Origin of the sequence: Flavobacterium sp. IMCC34852 (genome assembly GCF_030643905.1) — a bacterium.
Taxonomy (GTDB): domain Bacteria; phylum Bacteroidota; class Bacteroidia; order Flavobacteriales; family Flavobacteriaceae; genus Flavobacterium; species Flavobacterium rivulicola.
On the sequence record NZ_CP121446.1, the window covers coordinates 1393914 to 1406453 of the forward strand.

Genomic DNA, 12540 nt, shown 5'->3' on the forward strand with positions numbered 1-12540 from the left:
AGTTTCATGATTATAATTTATCACAATCAATCAAAAGTAACCAACGTCGTTTCAACCGAAGCGCGTGACTTTCCGACTTTAATAAATCGGAACGTGGTTGCCGTTATGCTTGATTTGGCGGATAAATTTGAACAGGAAATATTGGTTTGGTGTCACGAAAGTTTAAAAGATAATTTGAATGTCAATTCGATTGAAAACCTGTTTCACCATCAAAAGCTGCTTTTTTCTTTTAATCCTTCATCGACCAATTATTTCGGAAGAGAGTTGGGTTACATAGAAGATTCGCCTTTTATCAAAATTAATAAAGAAGTCCGATACGCCACTTGGCAAACGAGCAGTCAGGTTGGAGCCGTTCATGCTACGGTTTTAAAAGCGTGTAAATCTGAGCTAAAAGTTGAAAACGACTTTGACTATTTTTTACATTCTTTGGCCAAAAGAGCCATCGTTCACGGTTTGTTGTGCTATTCCGAGCCCAAATTGCTCCAAGGCAAAACCTCCGAAACACCACTGAAAACCGCAAGTCTTTCCACTCTTTTTAAATTCACAAAACAACATTACCGAATGCGGTGGATTTTCCTTTTGTTTTTTAATTTGATGTTGTTTGAAAAGCGTTTTCCGTTGCTGCCATTGGTGTTTTCTTTGTTTTATAAAAAGAGGATTTTGAACCCGATTAGACTAAACCAAATACCATTAGCCTCAACCAAAACGATAGTGGAAAAAGGCACGATTGATGTCTTGATTCCTACGATTGGTCGGAAACAATATTTGTTGGATGTGCTCAATAATTTAGCCGCACAAACGCATTTGCCAACCAACGTTGTCATTATTGAACAAAATCCAATGGCGGACAGCGTTTCCGAATTGGATTTTATCCAAAATACTACTTGGCCTTTTGCCATCAAACACCGTTTTACCCATCAAGCCGGTGCTTGTAACGCCCGAAACTTAGGATTGGAATTGATAACAAGTGAGTTTTGCTTTATGGCCGATGACGATATTGTTTTTGGCAATGATTTACTCGAAAAGGCTATAGACACTTTTCGGTCAACCGGAAATGAAGTGTTTTTAGTGGCTTGTCATTTGAAAACGCAAACTATAGAACGCCAAGCACCTAAGCAATTTACTGTTTTTGGTGCCGGACATGCTTTTGTAAAAAGTGCTTGTCTTAAAGGATTGCGATTCAATATGGGTTACGAATTTGGTTTTGGCGAAGACAATGATTTTGGGATGCAATTGCGCCAAAGAGGATTTGATATTTTGTATATTTCCACAACCCATATTTTGCACTTAAAAGCCCCGATGGGCGGATTCAGGACCAAACCAACTTTGCGTTGGCAACACGAAGCAATCCAACCCAAACCTTCACCGACAGTGATGTTGTTTCGATTGCTGTATGATACGCCGGAGCAATTGTTGAGTTATAAAACCACGATTTTTTTGAAGAATCTCAACAAAAGTTTTTTAAAGAATCCTTTTGGCTATATTAAATTGTTCAGAAAAAAATGGGACACCAGTGTTTTTTGGGCCACTAAATTAAAGCATGAATAAGATGAATTTTACCCTGGTAATTTGTACGTATATGCGGCCCAATCCTTTATTGAAGCTACTGACTTCGGTAAAGACGCAAACACTTTATCCTAATGAAATTCTCATTATTGACGGTTCATTGAATGACGAAACCCAAGGCATGATTGCTCAGCATACTTTTGAAAAGCTGACTTATTTTAAAGTGGAAAAGGAGCACAGGGGTTTAACCAAACAGCGCAATTTTGGGGTTTCCAAAGTGTCATCGGATGCTGAAGTGATTTGTTTTTTGGATGATGATACGGTTTTGGAACCCAATTATTTTGAGGAAATTATCAACGCATATCAAAGTGATTCAACCATAACCGGCGTGGCCGGAATTGCCATTAATGAAAATCGATGGGTAAAAAAAGAACCGAATAAAACATACAGTAAATATAAGTTTTATGAATTCGAAGGCTACGTTTATCCGGAAGGTTCCAGAAATATATTCCGAAATTATTTGGGTTTGCAGTCGGATTTAGGTCCGGGACGCATGCCTGAATACTCACACGGCCGAACTTGTGGTTTTCCTTTGACGGGCAAAATTTATGAAGTCGATTTGTTGATTGGGATGTCGTTCTCATTCAAGAAAGTAGTTTTTGACAAGATTAAATTCTCGCATTATTTTGAAGGTTACGGCTTGTATGAAGATGCCGATTTTAGTATCAGAGCACAACAATTCGGAAAAAATGTAATTGCCACCAAAGCCCAATTATCGCATTACCACGACCAATCGGGCAGGCCAAACAAATACCAATATGGCCAAATGGTGACGCGAAACGGTTGGTTTGTATGGCGTGTGAAATACCCGAAGCCTTCGTTCCAAGCTAAGTTAAAATGGACTGCCATTTCATTAGTATTGATATTCATCAGATTTAGCAATATCTTTACCACTAACAAACGTTGGGAAGCGTTAACCGAATCTTGGGGAAGAACCGTGGGTTTGGTGCGTTTGCTTTTTGACCAACCCAAAACAGAATCTTAAACCAACATGACCTTTTGCCTCATTACACATGTTCCTCACGGCTTTCAAAATGGCGAATATTATGCGTATTCTCCTTATGTGAGAGAGATGAATATTTGGGCAAACTATGTAGATAAAATCATCGTCGTCGCGCCACTGACTTTAAAAAATAAAACCGCGATTGAAATTCCCTATTCCCATCAAAACATTGATTTCAGAACAGTAGCTTCTTATCATTTTTTGTCTTTACAATCGGCTTTACAATCGATGTTCAAATTGCCTAAAGTTGTTTTAGAAATCTACAAAGCCATGAGGCAAGCTGATCATATTCATTTGCGATGTCCCGGAAATATGGGGTTGTTGGGTTGTTTGGTGCAGGTTTTATTTCCAAGCAAACCCAAAACTGCTAAATACGCCGGCAATTGGGATTTAAAAGCCAAGCAACCGCTGAGTTATCGTCTGCAAAAATGGATTTTGAGCAATACTTTTTTGACCAAAAACATGCAGGTTTTAGTGTATGGCGAATGGGAAAACAGTACCAAAAATATCAAGCCTTTTTTTACGGCGAGTTATTTTGAGAAAGATAAGATTGCCGTTAGTCCAAAACCATTGACCGGAAAGATTTCTTTTGTTTTTGTGGGCACTTTGTCTAATGGGAAACAACCATTGTATGCTATTCAATTGGTGGAACAACTTTATAAAAAAGGACATGACGTTGCGTTGACTGTATTTGGAGAAGGCGCAGAGCGAAAAAGTTTAGAAGAATATATAAAGATTAATCATCTTGAAAGCATTATCAGTTTGCAAGGCAATCAAAACCAGGAAACCGTTAAAGAAGCTTATATCAAAAATCATTTTGTAGTTTTACCGTCATTGAGTGAAGGTTGGCCCAAAGTCATTGCAGAAGGCATGTTTTGGGGTTGTTTGCCAATCGCTTCCCCAGTTTCTTGTGTGCCCAATATGTTGGATAACGGAAATCGCGGATTGCTTTTGGAACTGCAATTAGCCAATGATGTAGCTCAAATCGAATCGATGATTACAGATGAGAAACGCTACCAAACGCAAGTCAATAGCGCTATTCAATGGTCGAGACAATACACTTTGGATGTGTTTGAAAATGAAATTAAACAGCTTTTGCAATCATGAGAATAGTACAAATTATTGACTCTTTAGAAGTTGGCGGCGCCGAAAAAATGGCCATCAATTATGCCAATGCGCTTTCCAAGAGAGTTGATTTTTCGGGCTTGGTTGCAACTCGATCGGAAGGTCATTTGAAAAGTCAGTTGCATGATTCAGTGTCTTATCTTTTTTTGAAAAAGACCAAAACACTAGATTTTGCTGCGGCTTTTCGCCTAAAAAAATATTGTAAAATGAATAAGGTTGACTTTCTGCAACCGCACAGTAGTTCCTATTTCATTGCTTTATTGGTCAAAATAATTTACCCCAAAATTCAAATCATTTGGCATGACCACAATGGGTTGAGTGAGTTTATCAGTACGCAAAAATCATTGGTGCTCAAAATGGCTTCGTTTTTCTTTAAAGGCATTATCGTTGTAAATTTTAAATTGAAAAATTGGGCCGAAAAAGAACTCAATTGTAAAAACGTGGTTTATTTCCCTAATTTTACCAATGAGGTTTCAGCGGTCAAAGCGGAAACCATTTTGAAAGGAGTGGAAGGCAAACGTATTTTGTGTTTGGCCAATTTGAGAGACCAAAAAAATCATTTTTTGTTGCTGGAAGTAGCGGAAAAACTTAAAGAATCTCATCCGGAATGGACTTTTCATTTGGTAGGGAAGGATTTTGAAGATGAGTATTCGAAGCAAATTGCGGAATTGATTGTCCGTAAAGGCTTGCAGAATACGGTTTTTATTTACGGATCAAAAAACGATGTTGTTGCCATCATTAACCAATCAGCGATTGCTATTCTTACTTCAAAATCAGAAGGTTTGCCGGTAGCATTGATTGAATACGGCTTGTATAAAAAACCGGTGGTTACTACTAATGTTGGCGAGATTCCGTTAATTATCAAAAATGGGATAAATGGTTTTATGGTTGGTGTAAATGAGGTAGAGGCTTTTTATGAATACTTAGTAAAATTGGTCAAAAGCGAAGACTTACGAATCCAATTAGGCAACGCTTTGCACCAAACGATTGTAGAAAATCACTCGGAAGATGGTGTTTTAACCAACTATTTAACCTGGATCAAAGGGTTGTAAAACTATGAAAGAAAGAAACTATATATTGTTGGTTTTAGCTCACGTATTGATTGGGGCTTTGATCTATAATTTTCCACAATTTTCAAAAGTTTACGGACTGTCAATTTTGATATTGGGCATTTATTTTGTTATTAAAAACGGCAATCGAGGTAATGAAGTGCTTTATGTTTCGGCCTATTTAGTTGGAAGTGAAGTTTTTTTGCGAATGACGGGCGGAAATATCTTGTATGAGTTTTCCAAATACGGCGTCATGGCTTTTTTGTTTTTGGGGATGTATTACAGCGGATTTTCAAAAAATGCCATTCCCTTTTGGATTTATCTGCTTTTGTTGTTTCCCGGGATTATTGTGGCCACCGAAACACTGAATTTAAAATCAGATCTCCGAACTTCACTGGCTTTTAATATTTCCGGACCGGCTTGTTTGGGCGTTGCTGCGATCTATAATTACAATCGAAAAATATTGTTCTCACAACTCAATAACATTTTGTTGGCTATGGGTTTGCCTATCATAGCCACTACGATGTATTTGATATTGTACACTCCTGAACTCAAAACTATTTTGACGAGTACGGGTTCTAATTTGGAAACTTCCGGCGGATTTGGTCCTAATCAAGTAGCCACATTGCTTGGGATAGGCATGTTTATTTTCTTTTCACGACTGGTTTTGGAATCAAAAACCAAGTTAATGTTTGCCCTGAATTTAATTATTATTTTTAATATCAGTTACCGAGGTTTGGTCACTTTCTCCCGCGGAGGCATGATTACCGGTTTGTTGATGATTTTAATTTTAATCTTCTTTTTATATAAAAATACCAGAGGAGAAGGGAAATACAAATTGAATATACTATTGGTTTTGTTTCTCTTGGGATTTGCCTTTACTTGGGTTTATACTTCGAACCAAACCGGTGGTTTGATTGATAAAAGATACGCCAATCAGGATGCAACCGGGAAAGTTAAAGAGAGTCAATTTACCGGACGAGAGGAAATTTTAGATAGCGAAATAGATGCCTTTTTAGACAGTCCGGTTTTTGGCATAGGTGTTGCCAAAGGATTAGAAATTAGGGAAGAAAAAACCGGAGGTGAAATTATTACGTCACACAATGAAGTCTCCAGAACCTTTGCCGAACATGGAACTTTGGGTATAATGGCACTGCTAATTGTGTTTTTAACGCCTATATTTTTGTATCTCGACAACAAACAAAATATTTATATGTTTTGTTTTTTAGTATTTTGGTTGCTGACAATTAATCATGCTGCCATGCGAATTGCTGCGCCGGCTTTTGTATATTCGTTGTCGCTATTAAAAGTTTATATGGATGAATAAGCTTCTTTACATTGGAAATAAGCTGTCCGACCATGGATATACTTCAACTTCTATAGAAACCTTGGGTTCTTTTTTGGAAGCCGAAGGATTTACCGTTTACTATGCTTCTTCAAAGAAAAGTAAGCCTTTAAGAATGCTGGAAATGATTTATATGACTTTTAAATATGCCAAAAAAGTTGACTATGTTTTAATTGATACTTATAGTACTAAAAATTTTTGGTATGCTTTTATCATCTCTCAGCTTTGCCGAATGTTAAAGGTAAAATACATCCCAAAATTACACGGTGGTGATTTGCCCAGCAGAATTGAAAGGTCAAAGTTTTTCTCCAATTTAATATTTAACAATGCCTTTATTAATATTGCGCCGTCTTATTATTTGTATGAAGCCTTTAAGAATAATGGTTATACTAATTTAAAATACATTCCCAACACTATCGAACTCCAACTTTATCCGGAGTCAGTCAAAACATTTGAGGTACCAAGCATCCTTTGGGTTCGATCTTTTGCCAAAATCTACAATCCGATAATGGCGGTAAAGGTTTTTATCAATTTAAAGAAAATCTATCCCGAAGCGACTTTGTGTATGATTGGTCCCAAAAAAGACGATAGTTTCGAAAAAACGAAGCGTTTTGCCCAAAAGCATAAAGTAGAAGTAACTTTTACCGGAAAGTTATCTAAAGAAGATTGGATTGCCAAATCCAAAGATTACAATGTTTTTATCAATACCACTCATTTCGATAATACGCCCATAAGTGTCATAGAAGCCATGGCTTTAGGTTTGCCGGTGGTTTCCACTAATGTTGGTGGAATTCCTTATTTATTGAAGCACGAATCCAATGCTTTATTGGTTTCTGATGATGATACGGATGAAATGACCCAACAAGTGAATCGATTGTTCACAGAGCAAAACTTGGTCCAAAGCATCACTAAAAATGCCAAAGAGACTGTTCAAAGCTTTGATTGGGAAATTGTAAAAAAGGAATGGATAGATTTACTGATTTAATCACGAGATTTACTAACTTGCGACTTCAAAAAAATAAGTGCTATCAAAAAAATGAACAAATACAAGGATATTCACTTCGAAGTTTCGGAAAGAAAAATTCTTTTAAGACTCTTTGATGTCATCTCTGTATTGGTTTCTTTGTACTTGGTAGGAATAGTATTTAAGTTTAATTACTTCAATATTTCGACCACCAATTTTTACTGGACCATTGTATTAGGGCTTTATCTGAATTTCATCGGTTCGGTCTTTGAAATGTATAATTTGCAAGTAGCCAGCAATCAGTTTCAGGTTATCAAAAGTATCATACTGACTTCTTCGACTACGGTATTGATGTATTTATTGACCCCAATATTTACTCCGATTTTACCCACGAATCGTATCCAAATCTTTTTCTTCTTTATAGCTATTTTTGTGGCTTTGTTTACTTGGCGAATGATTTATGTTCGCTTTTTTGCCTCTAATAGATTCTTAAAAAAAGTAATCCTCATTTGTGATAAAGAACAAGTTAAAGAATTGGTTGACGGATTGGAAAATGCCGATCCACATTATCGTGTGATGGGTTTTGTGAATTCAGACAGCACCAATTTGAAAAGCGATCTTTATCCTAAGATTAAAAGTGTAGATATTAATGATTTGGAAGTTTTTGTCAAGAAAAATTCCATTTCGGAAATTGTAATTGCTTCCCAAAAAACAGACGGAATTACGGTCAAATTATACAACCAACTGATTCACTTACTCGAAAACGGTTATATCATCAGAGAATACACCCAAGTCTATGAAAATATTACCCAACGTATTCCGGTGCAATATGTTTCCCGTGATTTTTACCGTTATTTTCCATTCAGCCGCAGCAACCAAAACCATTTGTATTTAATCATCGTTAGATTTTTGGAAATTCTGATTTCCCTAATCGGATTGGCTGTTGGATTGTTGTTAATTCCTGTTGTAGCTTTGGGAAATCTTTTCGGCAACAAAGGACCATTGTTTTATACCCAAGAAAGAGTGGGGAAAAACGGTAAAGTTTTTAATATTGTCAAGTTCAGGACCATGGTTAAAAATGCCGAAAGCGGCGGTGCTGTTTTTGCAACGACCAATGATTCGAGGATAACCCCGTTTGGCAAAATTATGCGAAAATCAAGAATTGATGAATTTCCGCAATTCATTAATATCCTTAAAGGCGAAATGGCAGTAATTGGGCCAAGACCCGAACGACCAGTTTTTGTTAACGAGATTGCTGAAGTTATGCCGTTTTATGAAACACGTCACGTGATTAAACCGGGATTAACGGGTTGGGCACAAGTCAACTACTCTTATGGCGAAACTATAGAAGACAGTTTAATTAAACTCCAATACGATTTGTATTATATCAAACACCGCAGTCTTTTCCTCGACTTTAGTATTATGTTTAAAACTTTGAGTACGGTATTATTTTACAGAGGACAATAGTTTTAAAGGATTTCTCCCGCTGATTTTCAACAGCATATAGACCGTAGCTAAAATAAAGGGCAACATGATAGGTAAATGTGGTTTATTGAACATAAAAATCATATATGCCATCAAAATCGCCAAAGAGAGATTGCCGATTTTTTTCAGTTTTACTTCTTTTAAGAAAGGCAAAGCCAAAAATAGCGGACTGAAAAGCAAAGCGTTGTAATTCCAGAGCACTTCTTGGTGCTGCGAATACAAACCCACCAAACAAAGAAAAACGCCTAATAGTCCAGCAACAAAAAGATAGGTCAAAAACAACCAACGCTTATTGATGACAATCACCACTACAAAGAAAGTGATAATGATGTATAGGCTATTAAAAAAGGAAAAAACCGGTTTGATTTCAGTTCCTTTGAGAATGGTTTTTTTATCAGTTACCAATGGTTTTCCGGCTACTGTAGCTTTGTCTAAACTATTCATCAATTCAACGGGCAGAAATAGTTTCTCGGCATCGGCATCGGTTTTGGCGCCAAAGATGATGTTGATACCCAATTTGTACCAAAAGTAATTGTCAAAATACGGATACAATAAAGCACGGTAACTGATGGTTTTGTTGTCAACTTTTTGAATTTGGGCTTGACCCAATAAACCATTAACTTTTTCAGCGACCATGGTCGTACAGTTTCGGTCGATAAATTTATAAGTATAATATTTATCCGAAGTGTTAAGTGAAGCGCTTAATTCGTCGAAAAGCTTTTGCTTTTGGGTCAAAGACAAGTCGATTGTTTGTTCGATGACTTCTCTTTCATCAATTTGGTATTCTAATATAAAATCTTCCACCGAAGTTACATTCATGAAATACTGCAAATCGCCTTTGACAAATTTTAAATAAAAATTTTCGGTTCTGAAATCGAAAGCGCCATAGTTGAAAACAATATCCAATTCGTTTGCTTCATCCTTAATTCTTAAAGCCGTGTGTCCAAAAGTAGAATACAGTTCTTCACCGCGACCGCAAGTAAAGATGCTGATTTGGGTATTTTCGGAAAGTTTCGGACTTTGAGAAAAAGCAGGTAAACTGAAGATAAGTAGGAGTAAGAAAAGTGCTTTTTTCAACATAATTTATTTTTATCTAAAAATACTCAAATCCACTTTAACCGAAAAGATGTTGGAATACAAAGCGGCACTTTGATCTCCCAAATCGGTTAAAGCATAATCTACTTGGATGCCTTTGTATTTGAAACCTAAACCAATATTAGGTTGAAAATTCACTTTAGTCGAACCATCAATTTGTTCCACATTTTGAAAATTACCAACACCGGCGCGGAGAAAAACCAAATCGGTATACCCAAACTCAAACCCTAAAGCAGGATCAATACTTACAGCACTGGTTGAGATTACATCGTTGGTTTCGGCAAATTGCATGTTCAGATTTACGGCAGCCAATAATGTATAATCGTAGTGGAATTCGAATTTTTTGGCGATTCCGAGTTGGGCTTTAGGTAAAGTTATCTCGGTACTTTCAGGCAATTCCTGATTCTGACCTTCTACAGCGCCTTGAATGGCTTCAAATTTATCTTCATCAATGGCCCAAACATTATAAGTTGTTGTAATGTCTCGAAGCATCAAACCAAAATGCCAATTGTCTTTGTCAAATTGCAAACCGGCATCAAAACCAAAACCCCAAGAATTGGCAAAATCGCCAATCACTCTTCGGATGACTTTGGCATTTATGCCGTATTGAAAACCTTCGAGTTTCATTTTTCGGGCATAGGAAAATGTCAAACCATAATCGGCAGTAGAAAAAAGACTGATACGGTTGAAATCGATATTGCCTTCGCTGTCGATTAATTGGGTAGTGTTTAAAATGTCATCAACGCCAAAACGGATCAGGGAAATACCCCAGGCGCTCTGGTCATCTATTTTTTTGGCGTAAGCCGCATAATCGTATTGGGCGATATTGGCAAAGTAACTGGCGTGCATCAAAGCCGCCTCATGGTCTTCAATTTTGAGTAATCCGGCAGGATTCCAGTACCCCGAATTGACATCGCCGGTATAAGCAGTTACTGCATTCGACATGCCTAAAGCGGCCGCATCCACGCCTATATTCATAAACTCATTGGAGTATTTTCTAACGGCTTGACCATGAGTAATTAGGCTAATGAAAAGCAGCAGAATAGCAATCGTTTTTTTCAAGGCAATTTTTCTTTTTACAAATATCACATAAAAATCTTGAATATAAAACGCAGAAGTCTGCAACTTATTGTATTAAATTTGTATTTCTTAAAAAATAACAAACCTAACCGATGAATATCAAAGCGCAGATTCCCAACTTATTTACGATGCTTAATTTGTTTAGTGGTTGCGTGGCGCTTGTTTTTGTTTCTAATGCCCAATATGAATGGGCTTTTTATTTTGTCAGTCTCGGAATTTTCTTTGACTTTTTTGATGGATTCTTTGCCCGAAAGTTTGGCGTTGCCGGTCCGTTAGGAGTTCAGTTGGATTCATTAGCGGATATGGTAACAAGCGGTGTAGTCCCGGGTTATGTGATGTTTGTTCTTTTACGTGATTATCATGCTTTTGGTATAGAAAGTTATGTGCCGTTTTTAGGGTTTGTCATTACATTAGGTGCCTGTTATCGTTTGGCGAAATTTAATATCGATACGCGTCAATCGGATTCTTTTATTGGTTTGCCAACGCCTGCTAATAGTTTGTTTTTTACAAGTTTACCGGTTATTGCCGATTACTTTCATCAGGATATTGATTTGGGTATTTTTTATGACAAATGGGCATTGTTGCTGATGACATTTTTGAGTGCTTACATCATGAATGCCGAAATTCCTTTGTTCTCTTTGAAGATTAAGAATTTTAGTTTTGCCAAGTATAAGTTGCAGATTTTCTTTTTGACAGTCTCAATATTGATGATTGTTTTTCTTCAAATATTAGCGGTTCCTTTAATTATTTTATTTTACGTTTTACTGTCGGTTTTGAATAATATGGTCAATAAAAAAGCTTCCGTTTAGGAAGCTTTTTTATTGGTTTCTTGTTATCATGTAGATTATAAATCCGAAAAAGGAAAAAATAAGCAACATGAACCAGTATGATTTTTTGTGGGCAAAATTTAAGGTTGCTCCGTAGTTAGGATTGCGTTTGTCAACTAAAAGTCGGTCGTCATCTTTGTTCACATAAAATAGACCGCCAAGTTTCCAGTATTTTGGATTTTCATGCCAATCTTTGAGTGTTTCTTCTGAAGGATTTTGCATAGTGAATAGTTATAAGTTAGAAATGTAATTTCTTTTTGCGCAATTCAAAGTTTTGTCCGAGATAAACCTTTCTCACCATTTCATCCGCTGCCAATTCTTCCGGAATTCCGGCTTTCAAGATACCGCCTTCAAACATTAAGTAGGTTTTATCGGTAATGGCTAAAGTCTCTTGTACGTTGTGGTCGGTAATCAGGATTCCGATGTTTTTATTTTTTAACTGGGCTACAATTCTTTGAATGTCTTCTACTGCCACCGGGTCAACTCCGGCAAAAGGTTCGTCCAATAAAATGAATTTTGGATCGGTAGCCAAAGCACGTGCAATCTCAGTTCTTCTTCTTTCACCACCCGAAAGTAAATCACCGCGATTAGTTCTTATGTGTTCCAAGCTGAATTCGGCTATCAAACTTTCCATTTTGGCGATTTGTTCTTCTTTGGTCAGTTTGGTCAATTGTAAAACGCTCAAAATATTATCTTCGATACTCAGCTTTCTGAAGACAGAAGCTTCTTGGGCTAAATAACCAATCCCGTGTTGGGCACGCTTGTACATCGGAAAATCGGTGATGTTCATGTCATCCAAATAGATGTTTCCGGAATTGGGTTTTACCAAGCCTACAATCATATAGAAAGAAGTGGTTTTTCCGGCACCGTTTGGCCCTAAAAGACCAACAATTTCTCCTTGGTTTACTTCCACGGAAATGCCTTTTACAACGCTTCTGCCTTTGTAGGTTTTGACTAAATTTTCGGCTCTTAACTTCATGTTTGAGGTTATTCGGTTATTT

The 12540-nt window shown here is 36.9% G+C and carries 12 protein-coding genes; 8 read left to right on the forward strand and 4 right to left on the reverse strand.

The window, feature by feature from the left end; translation table 11 throughout:
• The first annotated feature begins 6 nt into the window (after positions 1-6).
• The 7 genes from P7V56_RS05945 to P7V56_RS05975 are packed head-to-tail and all read left to right on the forward strand — an operon-like array spanning position 7 to position 8519.
• The gene (locus P7V56_RS05945; protein ID WP_171222756.1) at positions 7-1548 is read left to right on the forward strand and encodes a glycosyltransferase family 2 protein; all 1542 of its coding nucleotides are present in this window, start codon (positions 7-9) and stop codon (positions 1546-1548) included.
• A 1-nt stretch (position 1549) separates the two neighbouring features.
• Positions 1550-2551: a glycosyltransferase family 2 protein gene (locus P7V56_RS05950; protein WP_171222757.1), complete on the forward strand. Its 1002-nt coding sequence runs from the start codon at positions 1550-1552 to the stop codon at positions 2549-2551.
• A gap of 6 nt (positions 2552-2557) precedes the next feature.
• Positions 2558-3676 carry a glycosyltransferase family 4 protein gene (locus tag P7V56_RS05955; protein WP_171222758.1) on the forward strand — a complete coding sequence of 373 codons (1119 nt, stop codon included), beginning with the start codon at positions 2558-2560 and terminating at the stop codon, positions 3674-3676.
• On the forward strand, positions 3673-4746 hold the full coding sequence (locus tag P7V56_RS05960; RefSeq protein WP_171222759.1) for a glycosyltransferase: 1074 nt from the start codon (positions 3673-3675) through the stop codon (positions 4744-4746). Before P7V56_RS05955 ends, P7V56_RS05960 begins: the two co-directional genes overlap by 4 nt.
• Before the next feature lie 4 nt (positions 4747-4750).
• A complete protein-coding gene (locus tag P7V56_RS05965; RefSeq protein ID WP_171222760.1) occupies positions 4751-6070 on the forward strand; it encodes an O-antigen ligase family protein in 1320 nt (439 codons plus the stop codon).
• Positions 6063-7073, forward strand: coding sequence for a glycosyltransferase family 4 protein (locus P7V56_RS05970; protein WP_171222761.1), 1011 nt, complete (start codon positions 6063-6065; stop codon positions 7071-7073). Before P7V56_RS05965 ends, P7V56_RS05970 begins: the two co-directional genes overlap by 8 nt.
• 51 nt (positions 7074-7124) lie before the next feature.
• Positions 7125-8519: a sugar transferase gene (locus tag P7V56_RS05975; protein ID WP_171222762.1), complete on the forward strand. Its 1395-nt coding sequence runs from the start codon at positions 7125-7127 to the stop codon at positions 8517-8519.
• On the opposite strand, the gene P7V56_RS05980 is transcribed toward P7V56_RS05975, so the two are convergent.
• Together P7V56_RS05980 and P7V56_RS05985 are read right to left on the reverse strand one after the other, a co-directional pair.
• Positions 8499-9617 carry a lipoprotein N-acyltransferase Lnb domain-containing protein gene (locus P7V56_RS05980; protein WP_171222763.1) on the reverse strand — a complete coding sequence of 373 codons (1119 nt, stop codon included), beginning with the start codon at positions 9615-9617 and terminating at the stop codon, positions 8499-8501. The genes P7V56_RS05975 and P7V56_RS05980 overlap by 21 nt on opposite strands.
• Positions 9618-9626: 9 nt before the next feature.
• Positions 9627-10694: a putative type IX sorting system protein PorV2 gene (locus P7V56_RS05985; protein WP_445972094.1), complete on the reverse strand. Its 1068-nt coding sequence runs from the start codon at positions 10692-10694 to the stop codon at positions 9627-9629.
• A gap of 110 nt (positions 10695-10804) precedes the next feature.
• On the opposite strand from P7V56_RS05985, the gene P7V56_RS05990 reads away from it, so the two are divergent.
• Positions 10805-11521, forward strand: coding sequence for a CDP-alcohol phosphatidyltransferase family protein (locus P7V56_RS05990; protein ID WP_171222764.1), 717 nt, complete (start codon positions 10805-10807; stop codon positions 11519-11521).
• Between the two features lie 9 nt (positions 11522-11530).
• Here the strand turns inward: P7V56_RS05990 and P7V56_RS05995 are convergent, their stop codons facing one another.
• Together P7V56_RS05995 and lptB are read right to left on the reverse strand one after the other, a co-directional pair.
• Positions 11531-11761, reverse strand: coding sequence for a DUF5808 domain-containing protein (locus tag P7V56_RS05995; RefSeq protein WP_171222765.1), 231 nt, complete (start codon positions 11759-11761; stop codon positions 11531-11533).
• A gap of 16 nt (positions 11762-11777) precedes the next feature.
• Positions 11778-12518 carry an LPS export ABC transporter ATP-binding protein gene (gene lptB / locus P7V56_RS06000; RefSeq protein ID WP_171222766.1) on the reverse strand — a complete coding sequence of 247 codons (741 nt, stop codon included), beginning with the start codon at positions 12516-12518 and terminating at the stop codon, positions 11778-11780.
• Between the last annotated feature and the right edge of the window lie 22 nt (positions 12519-12540).